This is a genomic window from Hamadaea tsunoensis DSM 44101 (assembly GCF_000428945.1).
In the GTDB taxonomy this organism is placed as follows: domain Bacteria; phylum Actinomycetota; class Actinomycetes; order Mycobacteriales; family Micromonosporaceae; genus Hamadaea; species Hamadaea tsunoensis.
The window spans coordinates 1-19,242 of the sequence record NZ_AUAX01000046.1 but is presented as its reverse complement, the minus strand read 5'-3'; the positions used below and the strand labels follow the sequence as shown (position 1 = coordinate 19,242).

The 19,242-nt window shown below is 71.3% G+C and carries 19 protein-coding genes; 10 read left to right on the top strand and 9 right to left on the bottom strand.

What is annotated here, in order from left to right; translation table 11 throughout:
• Positions 1–124 precede the first annotated feature (124 nt).
• Positions 125–1,555: a glycoside hydrolase family 76 protein gene (locus G401_RS0137460; protein ID WP_027346519.1), complete on the top strand. Its 1,431-nt coding sequence runs from the start codon at positions 125–127 to the stop codon at positions 1,553–1,555.
• On the opposite strand, the gene G401_RS0137455 is transcribed toward G401_RS0137460, so the two are convergent.
• Positions 1,552–2,499 (bottom strand): CU044_5270 family protein, encoded by a 948-nt coding sequence (locus G401_RS0137455; protein WP_027346518.1) that lies wholly within the window; start codon positions 2,497–2,499, stop codon positions 1,552–1,554. The genes G401_RS0137460 and G401_RS0137455 overlap by 4 nt on opposite strands.
• Positions 2,496–3,002 (bottom strand): RNA polymerase sigma factor, encoded by a 507-nt coding sequence (locus tag G401_RS0137450; protein ID WP_027346517.1) that lies wholly within the window; start codon positions 3,000–3,002, stop codon positions 2,496–2,498. Before G401_RS0137450 ends, G401_RS0137455 begins: the two co-directional genes overlap by 4 nt.
• A 169-nt stretch (positions 3,003–3,171) precedes the next feature.
• On the opposite strand from G401_RS0137450, the gene G401_RS0137445 reads away from it, so the two are divergent.
• Together G401_RS0137445 and G401_RS0137440 are read left to right on the top strand one after the other, a co-directional pair.
• Entirely contained in the window at positions 3,172–3,585 is a 414-nt protein-coding gene (locus G401_RS0137445; RefSeq protein WP_027346516.1) for a ribonuclease domain-containing protein, read from the top strand.
• Positions 3,586–3,748: 163 nt separating this feature from the next.
• Entirely contained in the window at positions 3,749–4,558 is an 810-nt protein-coding gene (locus G401_RS0137440; RefSeq protein WP_051367841.1) for a polyprenol monophosphomannose synthase, read from the top strand.
• A gap of 1,240 nt (positions 4,559–5,798) precedes the next feature.
• Here the strand turns inward: G401_RS0137440 and G401_RS0137435 are convergent.
• Together G401_RS0137435 and G401_RS0137430 are read right to left on the bottom strand one after the other, a co-directional pair.
• Entirely contained in the window at positions 5,799–6,281 is a 483-nt protein-coding gene (locus G401_RS0137435) for a DUF6232 family protein (protein WP_027346514.1), read from the bottom strand.
• 41 nt (positions 6,282–6,322) lie between these two features.
• Positions 6,323–6,637: a hypothetical protein gene (locus G401_RS0137430; RefSeq protein ID WP_027346513.1), complete on the bottom strand. Its 315-nt coding sequence runs from the start codon at positions 6,635–6,637 to the stop codon at positions 6,323–6,325.
• Between the two features lie 72 nt (positions 6,638–6,709).
• Between G401_RS0137430 and G401_RS0137425 the strand changes: the two genes are divergently transcribed.
• On the top strand, positions 6,710–8,308 hold the full coding sequence (locus G401_RS0137425; RefSeq protein ID WP_157546749.1) for a P-loop NTPase family protein: 1,599 nt from the start codon (positions 6,710–6,712) through the stop codon (positions 8,306–8,308).
• Here G401_RS0137425 and G401_RS0137420 read toward each other — a convergent pair.
• Positions 8,305–9,450: a metallophosphoesterase gene (locus G401_RS0137420; protein WP_027346511.1), complete on the bottom strand. Its 1,146-nt coding sequence runs from the start codon at positions 9,448–9,450 to the stop codon at positions 8,305–8,307. The genes G401_RS0137425 and G401_RS0137420 overlap by 4 nt on opposite strands.
• A 95-nt stretch (positions 9,451–9,545) precedes the next feature.
• On the opposite strand from G401_RS0137420, the gene G401_RS0137415 reads away from it, so the two are divergent.
• Both G401_RS0137415 and glsA read left to right on the top strand, forming a co-directional pair.
• On the top strand, positions 9,546–9,971 hold the full coding sequence (locus tag G401_RS0137415) for an SRPBCC domain-containing protein (protein ID WP_027346510.1): 426 nt from the start codon (positions 9,546–9,548) through the stop codon (positions 9,969–9,971).
• Between the two features lie 295 nt (positions 9,972–10,266).
• The gene (glsA, locus tag G401_RS0137410; RefSeq protein WP_027346509.1) at positions 10,267–11,163 is read left to right on the top strand and encodes a glutaminase A; all 897 of its coding nucleotides are present in this window, start codon (positions 10,267–10,269) and stop codon (positions 11,161–11,163) included.
• 130 nt (positions 11,164–11,293) lie between these two features.
• Here glsA and G401_RS0137405 read toward each other — a convergent pair whose 3' ends face one another.
• The 3 genes from G401_RS0137405 to G401_RS0137395 are packed head-to-tail and all read right to left on the bottom strand — an operon-like array spanning position 11,294 to position 14,221.
• Positions 11,294–11,668: an STAS domain-containing protein gene (locus tag G401_RS0137405; RefSeq protein WP_245602056.1), complete on the bottom strand. Its 375-nt coding sequence runs from the start codon at positions 11,666–11,668 to the stop codon at positions 11,294–11,296.
• 30 nt (positions 11,669–11,698) lie between these two features.
• Positions 11,699–12,976 carry a hemolysin family protein gene (locus tag G401_RS0137400; protein ID WP_027346507.1) on the bottom strand — a complete coding sequence of 426 codons (1,278 nt, stop codon included), beginning with the start codon at positions 12,974–12,976 and terminating at the stop codon, positions 11,699–11,701.
• A gap of 21 nt (positions 12,977–12,997) precedes the next feature.
• Entirely contained in the window at positions 12,998–14,221 is a 1,224-nt protein-coding gene (locus G401_RS0137395) for an APC family permease (RefSeq protein WP_051367851.1), read from the bottom strand.
• 126 nt (positions 14,222–14,347) lie between these two features.
• Between G401_RS0137395 and G401_RS0137390 the strand changes: the two genes are divergently transcribed.
• Genes G401_RS0137390 through G401_RS0137380 form a run of 3 tightly spaced genes read left to right on the top strand, consistent with a single transcriptional unit; the run spans position 14,348 to position 17,264 of the window.
• Positions 14,348–15,154, top strand: coding sequence for an SDR family NAD(P)-dependent oxidoreductase (locus G401_RS0137390; protein ID WP_211240957.1), 807 nt, complete (start codon positions 14,348–14,350; stop codon positions 15,152–15,154).
• On the top strand, positions 15,136–16,155 hold the full coding sequence (locus tag G401_RS51125; protein WP_084558055.1) for an RNA polymerase subunit sigma-70: 1,020 nt from the start codon (positions 15,136–15,138) through the stop codon (positions 16,153–16,155). Before G401_RS0137390 ends, G401_RS51125 begins: the two co-directional genes overlap by 19 nt.
• Positions 16,156–16,193: 38 nt before the next feature.
• Positions 16,194–17,264 carry an ATP-dependent DNA ligase gene (locus G401_RS0137380; protein ID WP_027346504.1) on the top strand — a complete coding sequence of 357 codons (1,071 nt, stop codon included), beginning with the start codon at positions 16,194–16,196 and terminating at the stop codon, positions 17,262–17,264.
• Here the strand turns inward: G401_RS0137380 and G401_RS51120 are convergent.
• Complete coding sequence (locus tag G401_RS51120) at positions 17,239–17,820, bottom strand: phosphatase PAP2 family protein (RefSeq protein ID WP_051367838.1); 582 nt, start codon at positions 17,818–17,820, stop codon at positions 17,239–17,241. The genes G401_RS0137380 and G401_RS51120 overlap by 26 nt on opposite strands.
• A gap of 17 nt (positions 17,821–17,837) precedes the next feature.
• Between G401_RS51120 and G401_RS51115 the strand changes: the two genes are divergently transcribed.
• The gene (locus G401_RS51115; protein ID WP_051367835.1) at positions 17,838–19,118 is read left to right on the top strand and encodes a diacylglycerol/lipid kinase family protein; all 1,281 of its coding nucleotides are present in this window, start codon (positions 17,838–17,840) and stop codon (positions 19,116–19,118) included.
• The last annotated feature ends 124 nt before the right edge of the window (positions 19,119–19,242 follow it).

Genomic DNA, 19,242 nt, shown 5'->3' with positions numbered 1-19,242 from the left:
CCGCTTGGATCAGGGAAATCACCCGAATCATGGACCATGATTACGTGCGAAAACCTGATCCAAGCGGGATCTTGGGGGGCCGTGCGTCATTGACGGTTATCGACGTTTCTGTTAAGAACGCTCCATGAGAGCGCTCTCTTGGACATCCTCCCTGATCATCGGGGCGCTCGCGGTCCTCGTCGTGCCGGCCGTGCCCGCGGCCGCGGCCACCATCTGCGACAAGTACTGCGACGCGCGCGACCCCGCCCTGACCCTCGGCGACCGCCAGCCCGTCCGGACCGCCGTCTACGGCCGGGGCATCGTCCTGCACTTCGACGACGGCGACGACATGGGCTGGGCCTCCATCGAGACCGGCAACCCCGGCGACGAGGTATGGCTCGACCGGTCCTTCGACGGCGGGCGTACCTGGGGTTCGGGCAGCAAGCTCGGCGACACGTCCATCCCGGCCGGCCAGCGCGGCTGGCGTACGCTGATGTTCAATGTGGACGACTGGGCGAATCTCGGCGTCGGGGCGCTGCGCGCGTGCGGCAAGGCCGGCGACCGTCCCGAGGTCGCCTGCACGCCCTGGGCGCGGACGACGTGGAACGCGGGCAACCGGCGTACCGCGGCGGCGACCGGGCTCATGGAGTTCTACAACCTCGGCACCGGCCTGTTCGACACGACCGGCTGGTGGAACTCGGCCAACGCGCTGACCGCGATCATCGACAACGTACGCGTGACCGGGATGCCCAGCTACCGGTACGCGATCGACCGCACGTACTCCCTCCAGGGCGGCGGCGGGTTCACCAACACGTACATCGACGACACGGGTTGGTGGGCGCTCGCCTGGATCGACGCGTACGACCTGACCGGGGACGGGCGCTATCTGACGACGGCGCGCAACGCGGCCGACTACATGGCGCGGTACTGGGACTCGACGTGTGGCGGCGGGGTCTGGTGGAGCACCGCGAAGACCTACAAGAACGCCATCGCCAACAGCCTGTACCTGCAGGTGACCGCGGCTCTGCACAACCGGGTCGCGGGCGACTCGACCTACCTGGCGCGGGCGCGGGCCGAGTGGACCTGGTTCCAGGGCACCGGAATGATCAACTCGTCGAACCTGATCAACGACGGGATCAACCTCTCCACCTGCAAGAACAACGGCGGCACCGTGTGGACGTACAACCAGGGCGTACCGCTGGCGGGGCTGGTCGAGCTGGCCCGGGCGACCGGTGACGCGAGCCTCGCGACCACCGCGCGCAACCTGGCCGGCGCGTCCAGCACCAGCGCCACGCTGAACAGCGGCGGCCTGCTGCGCGAGCCGTGCGAGAGCGGCGACTGCGGCGGCGACGGCACCACCTTCAAGGGCGCGTACGCGCGCGGCCTCGGAGCGCTCAACGCGTACCTGAGTGATCATCCGTATGCGGCGTACCTGAAGCGGAACGCGGATGCGGCGTACGCGTCCGACCGGACGGCTCTGGACACCTACGGCGCGCACTGGGCGGGGCCGGTGGACAAGACCGACGCCGCCCGTCAGCAGAGCGCCCTGGACCTGATGAACGCGGCCGCCCTCTAGGAACCGATCGCGCCGGTGCGGTCGGTCGCCAGGATCAGCTGGTACGCCGAGATCCGCACCGGCGCGAGCAAGGTGACGAGTTCGTGCGCGAGCAGCCCGCCCGTGCCGGGATCGAACACGAGCAGGTTCTGCTGGTGGTGTACGCGATCGTCGAAGGTCACGGCCACACCGGCCCGCCCGGCGCGGTCGGTCACGTTCCCCCGCCAGACCCACCCGGGCACGTCCGCGAGCACCCGGAGGATCGCGGCGCGGGTCGCCTTGGGGACGGCGTACTCGGCGTAGACCGTCGCCACCTCCTTCGCGACCGCGCCGCCGCCGTACTCGACCTTCAGCCGCTGCGTCAGTCCGGCCGGCGAGTCCGGCAGCGGCGGGACCGGGGTCGCGGACAGGTCCGTCGATCCGCCACCGATCGGCGAGGGCCGGCCGGACCAGTAGGCCCGCGAACCCGCATCCGGGTACTCCCGTTGCATCTCGTCGGTGATCTGCCGGCCGGATCCGTCGGCGGCGAGCCACGTCCGGATCCGCAGCGCGTACGACATCGAGCTCCGGCCGTCGGGGGCCGTCACCACGGGATCTCCCCAGCTCTGGAGCAGGTGGTACGCGTACTGTCCGGTGTGATGCTCGTAGGCGGCGTCCGTGAGGCGGGCGGCGAGCGCGAGCAGTTCCTGGCGCGCGGCCGGAGCCTCGTCGCCGAACTGGTACGCGACCGGGACCAGCACCGTGCCGTCGTCCACAGTAGATCGTGTCCGGAGGGCGACCGCGGCGACGGCGGCCGCCGCGGCGAGCGCGCCGCCGGCGAGCACGAGGCGGCGCGTGGGGCGGGAACGGCGGTCGTCGCCGGCGGCCATGAGGTCGGCCGCGGACCGGCGGGCCGGGGCGATCGTGACACCGCGGGCCGGATCGGCCGGCCCGAGCAGGTCGCGGACTGTCTGTTCGGTCGTCATCGGGTCTCCACCCTTTCCCTGGGCCGGTCCAGGCTCGCCAGCAGCCGTTTGCGCGCCCGGTGCAACCGCACCGCGGCCGTCGTACGCGTACACCCGAGCACCTGCGCGGCCTCGGCGACGGTCAGCTCCTCCCAGCCCACGAGCCGGAGGATCTCCTGATCCGCCTCGGACAACGCACCCAGCGCCGTACGCAGATCAGCGACACCGGCGACAGCATCGGCGTCCCCGTCCCAGTACCCGGCGTCCACCTCGGCCATGGCCCGCTCCCCCGAACGCCCGGCCCGCCAGTGGTTGGCGAGCAGCCGCCGGGCGACCGCGTACAGCCAGGGCAGGCAGTGCTCGGGCACGTCCCGGCGCCGCCGCCAGGCCACGGCGAACGTGTCCTGGGCCAGCTCGGCAGCCAGGTCGGCGTCGGCCGTCCGGCGCAGCACATAGCGGACGACCTGCGGATAGTGTCTCTCGTAGGTTCCGGTGAACCACTGTTCGTCGTGCGGTGGCCCCATGCGGTCCTCCGTTCTGCTCCTGCCCTTCTTCTGTCGCGGGCCCGGTCATGATTACCGCCGTACGCGTCACCGCCTTGCGCGTCACCGCCTTGCGTGTGCCCCAGAGTTCACGCGGTTTTTTGTATTCGTGATGTTCCATATTGACGAAAGTCGTCACATCATGGTCGCCATGGAAACCTCGACCGCGTACCGCCGGGTCGCCCGGCTCGTCGTCACCCTCGTCGCCGTCCTCGCCGGCCTCGTCGCGACCACGGTCGTCGCGCAGCCCGCCCAGGCGTCCGTCTACCCCACCTGCACCGTCTCCCGCTGCGCCGACGCGCGTACCGCCCGGACGGGCTGGTCGGCCAAGGGCTACCCGACCACCGCCGGCTGGTACACCTGGAGCGGCGGCCTCTACAACTACACCGGCGGCCGGTTCCAGAACCGGGAAGGCGAACTCCCGGCGGGCGCCACCTACTACGAGTACGACGTGTACCCGCGGGCCAAGGGCGCGGCGCGGGACGCGTACCGGATCGTCGTCAATCGCAGCAGCGGCGTCGTCTGGTTCACCCCCGACCACTACGTCACGTTCTACCAGCTCTGATCACGCGTACGCGTTCCTCCTGCTCAGACGGTCGTCACGGCCGGGTGGGCGGCACGATTTGCCGCACCCGCCCGGCCACAGGCTAGGCTTTACCGACTCGACTGCCGTCCCTGAAAGGCCGAGCCGGTCCGCCGGATCGGATGATGCGGAGAGGAACGCCCGGATGACCACAGCGCTCGCAAGCGGCCCGGCCGCACGCTTCGGCCCCGCCGTGGTGCTGCCGCAACCCTGGTGCGACGCGCCGGTGGCGGTGGTGGTCCCCACCTACAACGAGGTGGACAACCTGCCGCAACTGCTGGAGCGGCTGTTCGCCCTGAAACTTTCCCGGCTGCGCGTCATCATCGTCGACGACAACTCCCCCGACGGCACCGGCGACCTGGCCGACCGCCTCGCCGCGGAGTACAACGCCGAACGCCCGGACCGCATGCTCGTGGTGCACCGCACGGCCAAGGAAGGCATCGGCAAGGCCCACCTCGCCGGCATGGCCGAGGCGATGGCCCACGACGACGAGTTCATCATCCAGATGGACGCCGACCTCAGCCACCCGCCGGAGTTCATCCCGCAGATGCTCGGCACGATGCTGTCGACCGACGCCGGCCTCATCATCGGCAGCCGCTACGTCGCCAGCGGATCGCTCTCCTCGAACTGGGCCCTCTACCGGCGGATGCTGAGCCGGGGCGGCAGCGCGTACGTGAACACGGTCCTGCGGCTGCGCATCGCCGACACGACGGCGGGCTACAAGCTGTGGCGGGCGGACTCCCTCAAGTCCATCGACCTCGCCCACGTACGCAGCACCGGATTCAGCTTCCAGATCGAGATGAACTACCGGGCCCTGCTGGCGGGCGTGAAGACCGTCGAGGTACCGATCCACTTCGACGACCGGCTGACCGGGCAGAGCAAGATCACGCTGGGGATTCAGCTCGAAGGCCTCTGGGTACCCCTGGCCCTCCGCTTCCAGCGCCGTCCCCGCTGATCCTGTTCTCCCTTTTCCATCAAGATCGAGTTCCGGTCCTCGGTCTCGCCCCCGTTCCGCTTGAGGGGAGACCGTTCCGGGCCGGCCTGCTTGGCCTTTGTCGCGACTGTCCGACTCCGACCCGTCTGACCCCGGGCCATCCAACGCCGATCCGTCTGGCCCGGGTCGTCCAGCTCCGACCCGCCAGGCCGGGCCGTCCAGCCCCGGGTCGACTGATCCCGGGCCGCCCGCCCCGGAACCGGCTGGCCTTTGTCGCGACTGTCCGATATGGGTGCTCGCTGGCGGGCCGGAGGGGTGATCGTTTACGGCTCAGGTGTAAAACGGCCACCGATCGCATGATCGTTTACGGTTCTGGAGCACGCTGACCGCCCTCAGCTACACCTGACGCGTAAACGATCATGCAGATCGGGCCGGATTTACACCCCACCCGTCATCGATCAAGAAATCGGCGACCCCGGCCCACCCGCCGGAAGATCCTTCCCACACCACGGGAGAAGCCGACGATCAAGCAGCTTGAGCGTGATCCACAGCGGTAGAGATGTCAAACCCGCCCCTCGCCCAAGATTCACAGCGCTCCACATGCGGCAGACCGCCCCCTACCTACATCCCAGCCGTAGTGGATCGAGGGAACAGGCCCGAAAACTACATCCCAGCCGCAAACGATCACCAGCGAGCCGGCCCACCCAACCCCCGTATCGGACAGTCGCGACAAAGTCCGGGACGGCCTGACCACGGGCCCAGCATGATCGAGGCCACCTCCTTGATCATGTAGCACTATTCCGGCACGAAAGCGCTCTCCTGCCGAGATGGCGTTACACGATCAAGGCCAATCAGCCTCCGTTGCCGGAATAGCGTCACACGATCGCGCCATCGAAGATGGTCCCCGCCACCCATATCGGACAGTCGCGACAAAGCCCAACCGGGCCACACTGAGCTCGACCAAACTGAGCCCGACCAAGCCGAGCCCGACCAAGCTGAACCCGACCAAGCTGAACCCGACCGAGCCGAGCCCGACCGAGCCGAGCCGAAGCGCCGCCCTTGACCCTCAACACCAGCGACGATCTTGCGCGAATGTCCGGGCAATTCGGGTACACGGGACGAGATTCGGGGCATTCGCGCAAGATCGTCGGATACTCGGGTGCACAAGTCGGACAGTCGCGACAAAGGCAAGGCACCAAGGCACCAAGGCGGCAAGGCACCAAGGCGGCAAAGGCAAGGAGCGGCAAAGGCAAAGCGGCGATCATCCGCCCAACGCTCGTTCGAGTGCACGATAGATCTGGCCGAAGCGCGTCAGGTCCGCCAGCCGCAGCACCAGGACCGACCGCCCGTCCACCTGCGCCCAGATCTCGTAGATCGCATCGCCTTTGTCATAGCTCTCGTCCACCCGGTGCAGCGCCCACTCCCAGACCGGCACTCCCACTCCGATCAGGATGAGTACCACCGCGAGGAGCAGCAATGTGGACCGTGGCACCCCGCCGACCGAGGTGGCCTCGGTGTACCCCGCGGCGAGGAATGCGATGAGCAGCACGAAGCCGAGGATCCCGACGAGGATCATGGCGGTGTTGAGGAGGCCGCGACTGGCGGTGCGGCCGCGTACGCGCCAGGTCGGGGGTGCTTCGCGGTGCCAGACGTACTCGAGTTCACTCAGGCGCCAGGCGCGCCCTTCCACCTGCACGTACGCCGACGTCACCAGTACGGTCGGGTCGCGATAGTAAGTGATCATGGGGGCGCCCTCCGCTTACACGGTAGCGCCCCCGCGCACCATCAGAGATTGATGATGGTCTCACTGACGATCTCGGTGTTGGCAGGACAGCGGGCGATCGAGGTGCCCGTGCCGGGACCGTAGACGAGGGTTCCGTTGATGTTGAGGTGGCGGCCGTCGAAACGGTCGCAGCCGAGCCGCAGGTACCAGTTCGACTGGACGGGGTCGAAGCAGGTCGCGGAGACCTGGTTGATCGACAGGTTGTAGCCCCACGTGCAGTTGGCGGGGTTCACGGCGGCGTTGGCCGGCTGGGTGGACAGGAACGCGAGGCTGCCGGCGCCGAGCACCGCGGCGGCGAGGATGCGGGTGATGGTCATGCATCCGACGCTAGGAGGATCGACGCGCGGCGCGGTATCAATCAAGTCTCATCAATGGTAGTCTCGCCCTCCGTGCGGCTGCATCGCGACGAGGCGTTGGCCCGGCTCACAGTGTTGGCGCAGGCCAGCGGCCCGGTCTCGGTCAATGTCACGGGTCCGCTCGGCGTCGGCAAGAGCCGGCTGCTGGCCGCTTTCCCGGGCCTCGCGCGGGAGAGCCGTCGCCCCCTCGGCCAGTCCGGCCTCGAGGTCGTCGAGCTCACGCCGTGGTCCGACGCCGACATCCGCTCGCTCTGCGCGGATCTCGACGATCCCGATCTCGTCGTACGCCTGGCGGGCGGCCTGCCTCTCCTGGCGGACGTGCTGGCCCGGGCCTGCCGCGCGGGAGTACGCGTGCCCGGGGCGCTGGCCGACGCCGCGTGTGCCGAGGTCCTGCGCCGCCTCGCCACGGAGATCCGTCCCCGGCTGGCCGCCGCCCTGCCCGTGATCTCCACGGTGGACGGCGCTGACGCGGATCTCCTCGCCGACCTGGTACGCCTGCCGGCCGACGCCTTCGACCGGCTCCGCGACCTCAGCGTGGTACGCGACGAACCGCACGGGCTGAGCGTCGTCGAGCCGTTCCGGACGCTGTTCGAGCTCGCGTACACGTGGCGGCATCCGGCTCGGCGGGCGGAGGCGGCCGCCCGGACGGTCGCGACCCGGTACCGGCAGCTCGGCCGGACCGAGGACCCCGTGCTGCGTGCCCGCCTGGCCGATCAGGTGCTGTACCTGTCCGGCGCCCCGCGCGTACGCCGTGATCTGTTCGCCGAGGCGCCCGGGCCGGTACGCGTACGTGCCGCGGGGACGCAGGACGCGGACGCGCTGGGCGAGCTGGTCCGGATCTGGGCGGCCGCGGAGGGGCTGACCCGGCGCCGGGCGGATCGCATGCTCGGGCTGTGGCTGGCCGGGCGGTCGCACGGTTTCCGGCTGGCCGTCGACGGCGAGGACCGTCCGATCGGGATGGTCAACCTGACCGAGCTCGACGCGGACCTGCCCGTCCTGGACCCGCTCCTGCAGCAGTACGCGCCCGGCCTGCTGTCGTCGGGCGAACCCGGTCTCGTCGTCGGCATGATGGCCATCCGCCCCGCGTACGCGCGCACGCAGCCGATGCTCGTCCGGGAGATCCTGTCGTCGGCGATCACGGCCGGCCGGCTCGTGGTGTCGACGCCGTTCCTGCCCTACCAGCAGATGTCCGCGCGGTTCGGGCTGCGCCGGCTCGGCGAGACCCGGTCGGACGTCTACCGGTGCGGGCGCGGCAGCGCCGTCTACACGCGGCGGTTCGCCCCGGACTCCCTGTCCGCGTGGCTGACCCGGCTGGGCGGGCGCCGCCCTCGCGAAGAAGCCGTCCGCGACGCGCTGACCAACCTGCGGGTGCCCGCGCGGCTGGCGTCCTCACCTCTCGCCGAGCGGGCCGGGTCCCCCGAGGCGCTCGCCCGGCTGCTCGTCGCCCTCATCAGCGCCCTGGCGGCGTCCCCCGAACCGGAGGACGCCGAGGCCGGCCGGATCCTCGATCTCTACTTCGTACGCCGGGCCGGCGGCCACGATCTTCTCGCGCACCGGCTGCACCTGTCGCGGGCGACCTACTTCCGCCGGCTGGCGTACGGCTTGGCTCATCTCACCGACGCGCTGCCCTAGGCGGACCGCAAGGTGAGCAGGGTGATCTCCGAGGGCGCGAAGATGCGGAACGGCGGCCCCCAGAACCCGGTCCCCCGCGACGTGTAGAGCTGCGTACGCTCGCCGTGCCGGGTGAGCCCCTGCACCGACGGCTGGTCCACCTTCACCAGGTAGTGGAACGGCCACATCTGCCCGCCGTGCGTGTGCCCCGAGATCTGCAGGTCGACGCCGGCCTCCACCGCCCGGGTGATCTGCTTGGGCTGGTGGGCGAGCAGCAGCACCGGCTGGTCGGCGGCCACGTCGGCGAGCGCCGCGGCGTGGTCCTGGCGGTGCGAGGGCAGGCCCGATCCGGCCGCCGTGTAGTCGTCGACACCGGCGACGACCAGCGTCGATCCGCCCCGCTCGACGAGGATGTGCCGGTTGTGCAGGGCCTCCCAGCCCAGTTCCGTCATCCGGTCCAGCCAGCCCTGCGCGTCGGCGAAGTACTCGTGGTTGCCGGTCACGTAGACCCGCGCGTACGCGGCCCGGATCGTGCCCAGCGGGGCGGACTGCTCGGCGCGCTGCACCGGCGTACCGTCGGCGATGTCTCCGGTGTGGCAGACGATGTCCGGTTCCAGCTCGTTGACGGCGGCGGCCACGTTCCGCGACCACTTCGCCCGGTTGATCGGGCCGTAGTGCGTGTCGGTGATCAGCGCGACCTTGATCCCGTCCAGTCCGGCGCCCAGCCTCGGCAGGACCACGTCGACCTTGCGGATGCGGGGCGTACGCATCGCTTCGGCGTACCCGTAGGCAAGGAGGACGACCGCGACGGCGAGCACGGCGACCGCGACGATCTTCGGCGCGACGAAGATCCGGGCCACGGCGCCGATGACCGACCAGGTGAAGAGCACCCAGATGATGCCGACCAGCTTGTCGCCCGCGCGGGCCGCGGCGTCCCACTGCCTGGGGCCGTGCCCCAGGAACATGAGGGCGGGCATCGCGGGCAGCGCCACCGCGAAGACCACCGTGCCCACCACGCTCACCGGCGCCGGCCAGGCCTGGGTGATGATCCACCACGGTACGCCGAACAGCAGCCCGAGCACCGTGAGGAGCGCGAGCCCGAACAGCACCGGGCGCAGACTGCGGGCGGCCGACCTGGCCGGGACGGTCTCGCTGACCGACATGTGATCTCCTCGTTTTCGGTTGTTCCCCATCGAGTGTGCCTCGCGCCGCCGGCCGCCGTGCTGCGAGGTCGCCACAAGCGGACGAAGATGACGATATGACCAAGTTCGTATATGAAGACGAGATTCCGACGACACCGGAGCGGCTCTGGGCAGCGCTGACCCAAGGTGAGATCACCCGGCGCTACTGGTTCGACCGCCGCATCGAATCCGACTGGAAGATCGGCTCCCCCGTACGCTTCCACGACGGCGACTCCGACACCGTGACCGACACCGGCGAGGTGCTCGAATACGAGGAACCCCGCCGCCTGGCCTACTCGTTCCGCCAGACGTCCGGCGACGGCCACACGACCCGGGTGGCGTTCGACCTGGAACCCGCCGAGAAGGGCGTACGCCTGATCCTGCACCACGACCAGTTGGCCCGGCCGCAGGACGTGGAGGGATGGCGCCAGGGCTGGGCCCCGATCCTCACGAACCTCCACGACCTGCTGGCGGCGGAGGGCCAGGACCCGTTGCGGACCTAGGGCCTGTCTCCCGGATCTCGTCGTCTGAGGCCGCCAACGGGCCGCGAATGATCCGGGAGACAGGCCCTAGGGGCACGCAAGGGACGTGCAAGGGGTTCAGCCGTTTCCCAGAGGGTCGCCCATCCCGCACGCTGATGGGGCGAGGAACACATGGGAACGCTAGGGGATCGGCGTTCCCATGGGGGGCCGGCCACCACCATCCCGGTGGCCGGACGGGGACGGCGGGTCGCCCGGTGCGGGGCCCCCGCCGTCACCACCGTCCTCACCGGGCAGGCGCGGCGGAAGGGAGCGACGGGTGCAGGCCATCCTCGACTCCGCGTACGCCGCCACCCGGCCGTGGTTCGGTTCCGGCCGGTTGTCGCCCGACGTGGCCACTCTCGCGGAAGTCGACGAGCGCAGCTTCGGCATCGCCGTCGCGACCGTGCACGGGGAGGTCTTCGGCGCGGGCGACTGGCTCGTCCCGTTCTCCGCGCAGTCCATCACCAAGGCTTTCGCCCTCGCCCTCGTGGTGTCGCACGACGGTGCCGTCTCGTGGGGGCGCATGGGCCGCCGGCCGCCGCATTCACTGTCCGCATTGGACGCCGCGTTCGGCGTACCGCGCAATCCTTTCCTGCACGCCGGCGCGCTTGTGGTCGTCGACCGGCTGCTGGCCGTCGCGGGCGGGGCGGCGTGCCAGGCCGTCCTCGACCTGATCCGCTCGGAGTCCGGCAATCCCGGCGTCGAGCTCGACAAGGAGATCGTCGCCGACGAGCTGGAACACGGCCACCGCAACACGGCCATCGCCCAGCTCGTCGCGGCCTTCGGCAACCTGCGCCACCCGATCGGGATGGTGCTCGAACATTATGTGGGCCAGAGCGCGGTCGCGGCTTCGTGCCGGGATCTCGCCCTCGCCGGACTGTTCCTGGCCCGGCGGGGCGTACGCGCGGACGGCAGCCGGCTGCTGTCCGAAGCGGACACCCGGCGCATCAACGCGACGATGCTGACCTCCGGCCTCTACGGTGCCAGCGCCGATCTGGCGCACCGCATCGGACTGCCCGCCACGAGCGGGATCGGCGGCGGCATCCTCGCGATCGCACCGGGCCGGGGCGCGATCTGCGCCTGGGGACCCGGGCTCGACCGGTCGGGCAACTCGATCGCCGCGATCGAGGCACTCGATCATTTCACTTCGATGTCGGGATGGTCGGTCTTCTGAACCCGTTCCAAGGATTCTGACAAGCGGCCCGTCGGCGGCGCGGGACGGTGGGGCAGTCGTCCCCGCTGCCGCGACGGGGCATGAGGCGGTGGACCGGTGAGCCCGGTCCACCGCCTGTCTCCGGTCTCTTCTAGGCGTACGGGCGCAGCTGCTGGGACAGGTCGGCGCTCGCGGCGGCGCGTACCGTCTCGAAGGCCGTCACATGGTCGGCCACGCCGACGACCGCCAGCAGGCGGCGCATGGCCGGGCCGGGCGCCGCGAGGCGGAGGAATCCTCCGTCACGGCGGCACCGCAGCTGGGTGGTGATCAGGACCGAAAGCCCCGTCGAGTCGCAGAACCGCAGGTCGCCGAGGTCGACGACGATACGCGTCACACCGCGCTCGACGAGGCCGGCGAGGGCCTCCCGCAGCTGGGCGGCGGAGTCGAGGTCCAGATCACCGATGATGGCGACGACCTGCACATCGTCGAGACCGTCCACGGTGTACTGGCGGATGGAAGCGGGCACGGCGGGAGCGTACCCGCCCTGCATGATCGATTAACGGCTCTTCGTCCGGCGGAGGCGCACCTGGGTGATGGCCCGGCCCCGGATCGCCATGACCTCGCAGGTCAGCCCGGGCAGGGACACGATGTCGCCGGACTGCTTCGGGATCTGGCCGAGGTGCGCGAGGACCAGCCCCGCCACGGTGGTGTAGTCGGCGTCCTCGAACCGGGCGCTGTCGATGCCGAGGTCGGGCAGGTCGTGCAGCGGGAAACTGCCCGGCACCAGGTACGCGCCGTCCGGCTCGGTGATCGCCGATTCGATGTCGGGATCGGTCTCGTCGTAGATCTCGCCGACGACCTCCTCGACGAGGTCTTCCATCGTGACGATGCCGTCGATCGCCCCTCTCTCGTCGACGATGAGGGCCAGCTGCTGCCGCTCCGTACGCATCTGCCGCATCGCGTGCGACACCGTCAGCGTCTCGGGGACGAAGAGGGGCTCGCGGGCCCGGTCGCGTACGGCCTGGGTGGGGTCGCCGCCCAGCAGATCGCGCAGGTGCACGACGCCCACGACGTCGTCGAGCCCTTCGGGACCGCAGACGGGCGCCCGGGAGTGCCCGGAATCGGCGAGCCGGCCCAGCGCCTCGGCCACGGGCAGATCGGCCCGCAGGTAGGTGACCTCGCGACGGGGCACGATGATCTCGCGCAGCGTACGGTCGGCGATGTCGAAGGCGCCCGCGATGATCGTGCGCTGCTCGGGGCTGAAATGCCGCTGCGCGACGACGAGATCGCGGATCTCCTCGACCGAGATCTCCTCGCGGCCGGCGGCCGGGTCGACGCCGAAGAGCCCGACGACGATGTCCGAGCACCGGCCGAGCAGCCAGACGGCGGGGCGGGTGGCGGACGACAGCCAGTCGAGCGGGCGCGCGACGAACAGCGCCCAGCCCTCGGCCCGCTGCATCGCGATCCGCTTGGGCGCGAGTTCCCCGAACACCAGCGTCACGAACGTCAGGACCAGGGTGACGACCACGATCGCCGCGGCGTCGGCCGCGGACCCGAGGAACGCGAACGCCTTCACGAGCGGCTCGGCCAGCGAGACCGCGGCCGCCGCGGAGGCGAGGAAGCCGGCCGTCGTGATGCCGATCTGGATGGTCGCGAGGAACCGGTTCGGGTCGCGCGCCAGCTTGGCCAGCACGCGGCCGCCCCGGGAGTTGCTCTCCAGCCGCTGGATCTGACTGTCCCGCAAGGACACCAGGGCCATTTCACTGCCGGAGAACGCCGCGTTCACGAGAATGAGGAAGAACACGAGTATCAGCTGGAGTCCGTAGCCGCCCACGCGCACACGGTACCGGCTCGATCACACGATGACATTCCTGCGGCGGACGTAGATCAGCGCCGCGACGCCGACGACCACGGGCCAGACCAGATAGGGCCCGGTCGTCACGATGAGGACGCCCACCGTCACGAGCGCGACGACCGCCGTCCACCACCCCGCCGTACGCCGCGGCAGCAGCCGGATCGCGGCGGCGGTGCCGACCGCGTAGACGGCGACGAAGCAGCCGGTCGTGGCGAGCACGAGCGGTCCGGTGCCCACGCCGGTCACGGCCACGACCGCGCAGCCGAGCAGCGCGACGAGCATGGTCAGGCCGAGGCTGCGCCGCGGGATCGAGCCGGCCTGCGAGCCGCGCGCCAGCCAGGCCGGCAGCGCGCCGTCGCGGCCGAGCGCCGAACCCAGCTTCGCCGCGCCCGCGAAGTACGTGTTCATCACGCCCAGGGTGAGCAGCACGGCCACCACCGCGCCGATCGCCTTCGCCGGCCCGCCGAGGCCGCGCGCCAGCAGTTCCGCCAGGGGCGCGTCGGAGTCGCCCGCCGCCGGGCCGAGCACGAGGATGCTCGCCGTCGCGATCGCCAGGTACAGGCCGCCGACCACCACGATCGCCGCGGCCGTCGCCCGGGGCAGGTCGCGGGCCGGCCGGCGGAACTCCGCGGCCAGGTGCGTCACCGCCTCCCAGCCCGCGAAGCTCCAGACCAGCAGCGCGGCGGCCGACCCGACCGCGGCCCAGCCGTGCGGCGCGAAGGGCCGCAGATTGCCCAGGTCCGCGTGCGGCAGCGAGGCGACGGTCGCCACGACGAGCAGCACCACGAGTACGCCGGCCAGCGCCAGCTGGACCCGCCCGGAAACGCGTACGCCGAAGTAGTTGGCCAGGCCGACGGCGAGGAAGAGGCCGGCGGCGGTGAGGTAGGTGGTCGTGGTGCCCCCGCCGAAGGCAGCGGTGACGTAGCCGCCGGCGAAGAGGGCGGCGGCCGGTGCGCCCGCCGGGACCGCGGCGTAGAACCACCAGCCGACGAGGGCCGCGGCCCGGGGGCCGAACGCGCGCCGGGCGTAGGTCGAGACGCCGCCCGCGTCGGGATGGCGGGCGCCGAGCGCGGCGAACGTCGCGGCCAGCGGGATCGAGGCGAGGACGAGGCCGAGCCAGGCGAGCAGGGAGGCCGGGCCGGCGGCGCGGGCGGCGAGGGCGGGCAGCGCGATCACGCCGGTACCCAGGACGGCGCCCACGTAGAGCGCCACGCCCTGCGGCATCGACAGCCCGCCGGCGTGGGTCACCGGGGCGGCCGGCGCCTCTTCTGTGACGGTCACGGCCCCAGCCTCCACCGTGCCTACGACATTTCCCCCGCGGAATTTCTCCAGAATCTTCGCGGAGGACCGATGAGTACGCGTCCGGCCCGGCGTTCCATGAGCATGACGACACGACTGCTGAGCGACAAGAATGTGATCATCTACGGCGGCGGCGCCCTGGGCGGCGGCATCGCACGCACGTTCGCCCGGGAGGGCGCGGCCGTCTTCGTGGCGGGCCGCAACGCCGCGGTGCTGGACAAGCTGGCCGGCGAGATCCGGGCCGACGGCGGCACGGTGGCGACGACCGTGCTCGACGTGCTCGACGAGGCCGCCGTCGCCGCCCACGTCGACTCGGTCGGCCGCGTCGACGTCTCCTTCAACCTGGCCGCCCGGGGCGACGTCCAGGGCCGGCCGCTGCTGGAGATGGCCGCCGCCGACTTCGCCCGCCCGGTGACCGACGGCATCCTCGGCGCCTTCATCACCGCCCGCACGGCCGCCCGCCGGATGGCCGAGCAGGGTTCCGGCGTGATCCTGCACCTGACCAGCGGCTCCTCGCAGGGCACCGCGCCCGGCATGGGCGGCACCGGTCCGGCCGACGCGGCGCTGGAGACCTTCATGCGCTACCTGGCGGCCGAGGTGGGGCCGGCCGGCGTACGCGTCGCCGGGATCTGGACGGCGGCGGTCTCGGAGACGCTGACACCGGCGAAGCTCCGGGCGGTCGGCGGCGACAACGCGCCCGACCCCGAACTGGTCAAGCAGATGATCGGCCAGGCCGCCGCGCTGCGCCGGGCGCCCGAGATCGCACAGGTGGCCGACACGGCGGCGTTCCTCGCCTCGGACCGGGCCGCCGGCATCACCAGCACCATCGTCAACGTGACATGCGGGCTGGTGCTGTGACCGCGGCTACCGTGGAGCGGGTGAGCGATCTCGCGCTGATCGCGGCCGCGACCGCCGGGGACGAGGAGGCGTTCGGCCGCCTCGTCGCCCGGCACCGCCGCGAGCTGCACATCCACTGCTACCGCCTGCTCGGCTCGTTCGAGGACGCCGAGGACGCCCTGCAGGACACCCTCGTACGCGCCTGGCGGCACCGGGCGGGCTTCGACGGCGGCCCGAACTACCGGGCCTGGCTGTACAAGATCGCCACGAACACCACGCTCGACCTCATCCGGGCCAGGAAGCGGCGCGTACCGGCGGCGGGGTCCTATGCGGACATCCCGTGGCTGCAGCCGTACCCGGACCGGCTGCTCGACGAGGCCGCCCCGGCGGAGGACCAGCCGGACGCCGTGGTCGTCGCGAAGGAGACGATCGAGCTCGCGTACCTGGCGACGATCCAGCTGCTGCCGCCACGCCAGCGGGCCGTCCTGATCCTGCGGGACGTCCTCGCGTGGCCGGCCCGCGAGACGGCGGCCGCCCTCGACCTGACCGAGGCCGCCGCCAACAGCGCCCTCCAGCGCGCCCGCGCGACCCTCGCCCGGCACCGCCCGGCCCCGGCCGCGCCCAGCGCCTACGAGCGCGACCTCCTCCGCAGGATGATCGACGCCCACGAGCGCGCGGACGCCGAAGCCGCCCTCGCCCTGCTCCGCGAGGACATCCGCGTCACCATGCCGCCCCTGCCCATGCTCTTCGACGGGTACGCCACGGTGGAACCCTTGCTCCGCAACGCCTTCGGGGACGGCAGCATCGGCGACTGGAAACTGGTCCCGGTCCGCGCCAACCGGATGCCGGCCGCCGCCAGCTATCTGCGCAAGTGGGGCGACTCGGCGTACCGGGCGTTCAAGATCGACGTCCTGCGGGTCGAAGGCGACAAGGTGGTGGAGATGACCACGTTCGACGAACGCCTCTTCCCCGCCTTCGACCTCCCCCTCATCTGGACTCCCGCCCGTGATTCCAGCGGATAGGGATCTTGAACCTGGACAGCGGGAGCAGAATGGTGGGCATGGAGCTGCCTGTGATGCCGCCTGTGTCCCCCATGCTGGCGAAGGCCGTCAAAGGCATCCCTGACGGGAAGTTGAGCTTCGAGCCGAAGTGGGACGGGTTCCGGACCATCGTCTTCCGCGACGGCGACGAGGTCGAGCTGGGCAGCCGCAACGAGCGACCGATGACGAGGTACTTCCCGGAGGTCGTCGAGGCCGTGAAGGCGAACCTCCCGCAGCGCTGCGTCGTCGACGGCGAGCTGATCCTGGTCGCTCCCGGCGGCGTGCGGCTGGACTTCGAGGCGCTGCAGCTGCGGCTGCATCCCGCGGCGAGCCGCGTGGCCAAGCTGGCGGCCGAGACCCCGGCGAGTTTCGTGGCCTTCGACCTGCTGGCGCTGGGCGACGACGACCTGACCCAGTGGCCGTTCGCGCGGCGGCGGCAGGCCCTCGTCCAGGCGCTCGCCGGTGCGCGGCCGCCGATCCACCTCACGCCCGCGACAACCGACCGGGAGCTGGCCGGACGCTGGTTCCACCAGTTCGAGGGGGCCGGGCTGGACGGTCTCGTGGCGAAGCCCCTCGACGGGCTCTACGAACCCGACAAGCGCACGATGTTCAAGATCAAGCACGAGCGGACGGCGGACTGCGTGATCGCGGGCTACCGCGTGCACACGAGCGGGCCGGACCGGATCGGGTCGCTGCTGCTGGGGCTCTACCAGGCGGACGGCGGGCTGGCCAGCGTGGGGGTGATCGGCGCGTTCCCGATGGCCAGGCGGATCAGCCTCTTCGAGGAGCTCCAGCCGCTGGTGACCACGTTCGACGGGCACCCGTGGAACTGGGCCGCCCAGCACGAGGGCGAGCGGCCGCCGCGCGGCTCGGAGTACAGCCGGTGGAACGCGGGCAAGGACCTGTCCTTCACGCCGCTGCGGCCCGAACGCGTCGTCGAGGTCCGCTACGACCACATGGAGGGTACGCGTTTCCGCCACACCGCCCAGTTCTCCCGCTGGCGCCCGGACCGGACCCCGGAGTCGTGCACGTTCGAGCAGCTCGACGAGCCGGTCTCCTACGACCTCAACGACGTCTTGGGACGATCTTGAAGGCGGCGTTGACCGCCGTGCCGACGATGAAGCCGACGAACGAGCCGACCACCACGTCCCCGGGATAGTGCACTCCCGTGTGGACCCGCGAGTACGCGACCGCGCCCGCGACGGCGTGCAATGGCACGGTCGCGATCGGGAGCGCGTCGCCGGCCGCGGTCGCGAAGGCGAAGGCCGACGCGGAGTGCCCGGACGGGAACGACGTCGACTCCGGCATGCGTACGTGGCGGGACCGGGCCACCGCGGCGGAGGCGCGATCGGGGCGGCTGCGTACCACGGTGGTCTTGAGGAGGAGGTTGGTCAGCGCGGAGGTGGCCGCGATCGCGATCAGCCCGGACGCGGCGGCGCGACGGCCGCGCGGCCCGAACAGGGCCAGCCCGGCGGCGACCCCCATCCACAGCCGGGAGTTGTTGGCCGCGTTGGACAGCCGGCGCAGGCCGTCGTCGATGGTCGGGGTCTTCGAACCGGCCACCGCCGCGTAGACCAGCCGGTCCACGTGGTCCAGCTCGGTCACGATCTCCCTCGGTACGTCGATCGGCTCGCGTTCTGCGTCCATTCTGCGAGACTACGACCGTGAGCCCGCCTCCGCTGCGTAACCGCCTCGCCGCCGTCGGCGCGCTGCTCGCCCTCGCGGGCGCGATCGCCGCCGTCGGCTGGGTCCTCCTGCGACACCCGTTCGCGCTCGCCGTGACCCTGGTCGCGGTGGCCGGCGCGGTCCTGTCGGGCTGGCTCGCCCTGGTGAACCGGGGTGCGCGCCGGATCTTCGGACTCGCGCTCGCCGTCGCCTGCCTCACCGCCGCCGGCTGGCTGCTCGGCCTGACCGCGCTCGCCGGCGTCATCACCGTGATCGTGCTCTCCGTCGCCTCCGTCGCGCTCGCCCGCGCCGCGATCGGCCGCCACCGCCCGCTCGCCCCCGACACCGGCCCACCGCCCGTCGCCGTCTCCGTCAAGGCCGCGCTCAAGCCCGTCCTCATCGTCAATCCCGCCTCGGGCGGCGCCGATCCCGCCCTCGCCGCCCGCGCCCGCCGCCGCGGCATCCGGGTCGAGACGCTCACCCCCGGCCAGGATCTTCAAGAGCTGGCCGATTCCCTCGTACGCGACGGAGCCACCGCGATCGGCATAGCGGGCGGGGACGGCTCGCAGGCACTCGTGGCCGACGTCGCCCGGCGGCACGGAGTCGCGTTCGTGTGCGTACCGGCGGGGACGCGGAACCACTTCGCGCAGGATCTCGGCCTCGACAAGACCGACCCGGTCCGGGCCCTGGACGGCTTCGGCCGGGCCGTCGAGCGGCGCATCGACCTCGGCAGCGTCAACGGCCGCGTGTTCGTCAACAACGTCTCGCTCGGCGCGTACGCGATGATCGTCCAGGCGCAGGAGTACCGCGAGGCCAAACTGCTCACAGCGGCCACGATGCTGCCCGACCTGCTCGGCGCGGACGCCGCCCCCTTCGACCTGCGGTTCGCCGGCCCGGACGGCGAACCGTACGATTCGGCGGCCCTCATCCTCGTCTCCAACAACCCGTACGCCGTCGCCACCCCGGTCGCCCTCGGCGGCCGCCCCCGCATCGACACCGGCGAACTCGGCATCCTCGTGGTACGCGCCCGCCCGCTCGCGGTGCAGTCCTGGACGGCGTCCGGCCTCACGGTCGAGTCGGGCGCACCGGTCCCGGTCGGCATCGACGGCGAAGCCCTGGAGCTGGAGCCGCCCCTGGTCTTCGAGGCGCTCTCCGACGTGCTCCGGGTCCGACTTCCCCGCGGGACCGTGGCGCCGGGCGCGGTGGGCCGGGTCCCCGGCTTCCGCCAGACGACCCTGGCGCTCTGGAACATCCTCCGCAACCGCCCACCTTGGAATTGACGCCCTTTAACAGCATTTTGTCCCGGGTTCGTCGATCTCGCCTCCGCTCCTCCCGCGGGAGACCGTTGCGCCCCTATCGCTGCGCTCCGGGGACTCCACTGCCAGCACAGTGGGGCGAAGCATC

What these genes read in the sequence shown, in the direction of transcription:
- G401_RS0137380 (WP_027346504.1), top strand. Translation starts at nt 16,194, where the DNA reads ATGGAGCTGCCTGTGATGCCGCCTGTGTCCCCCATGCTGGCGAAGGCC.
- G401_RS0137390 (WP_211240957.1), top strand. Translation starts at nt 14,348, where the DNA reads ATGAGTACGCGTCCGGCCCGGCGTTCCATGAGCATGACGACACGACTG.
- G401_RS0137435 (WP_027346514.1), bottom strand. Translation starts at nt 6,281, where the DNA reads ATGATCACTTACTATCGCGACCCGACCGTACTGGTGACGTCGGCGTAC.
- G401_RS0137395 (WP_051367851.1), bottom strand. Translation starts at nt 14,221, where the DNA reads ATGCCGCAGGGCGTGGCGCTCTACGTGGGCGCCGTCCTGGGTACCGGC.
- G401_RS51125 (WP_084558055.1), top strand. Translation starts at nt 15,136, where the DNA reads ATGCGGGCTGGTGCTGTGACCGCGGCTACCGTGGAGCGGGTGAGCGAT.
- G401_RS0137420 (WP_027346511.1), bottom strand. Translation starts at nt 9,450, where the DNA reads ATGTCGGTCAGCGAGACCGTCCCGGCCAGGTCGGCCGCCCGCAGTCTG.
- G401_RS0137415 (WP_027346510.1), top strand. Translation starts at nt 9,546, where the DNA reads ATGACCAAGTTCGTATATGAAGACGAGATTCCGACGACACCGGAGCGG.
- G401_RS0137430 (WP_027346513.1), bottom strand. Translation starts at nt 6,637, where the DNA reads ATGACCATCACCCGCATCCTCGCCGCCGCGGTGCTCGGCGCCGGCAGC.
- G401_RS0137460 (WP_027346519.1), top strand. Translation starts at nt 125, where the DNA reads ATGAGAGCGCTCTCTTGGACATCCTCCCTGATCATCGGGGCGCTCGCG.
- G401_RS0137455 (WP_027346518.1), bottom strand. Translation starts at nt 2,499, where the DNA reads ATGACGACCGAACAGACAGTCCGCGACCTGCTCGGGCCGGCCGATCCG.
- G401_RS0137440 (WP_051367841.1), top strand. Translation starts at nt 3,749, where the DNA reads ATGACCACAGCGCTCGCAAGCGGCCCGGCCGCACGCTTCGGCCCCGCC.
- G401_RS0137450 (WP_027346517.1), bottom strand. Translation starts at nt 3,002, where the DNA reads ATGGGGCCACCGCACGACGAACAGTGGTTCACCGGAACCTACGAGAGA.
- G401_RS51120 (WP_051367838.1), bottom strand. Translation starts at nt 17,820, where the DNA reads ATGGACGCAGAACGCGAGCCGATCGACGTACCGAGGGAGATCGTGACC.
- G401_RS0137445 (WP_027346516.1), top strand. Translation starts at nt 3,172, where the DNA reads ATGGAAACCTCGACCGCGTACCGCCGGGTCGCCCGGCTCGTCGTCACC.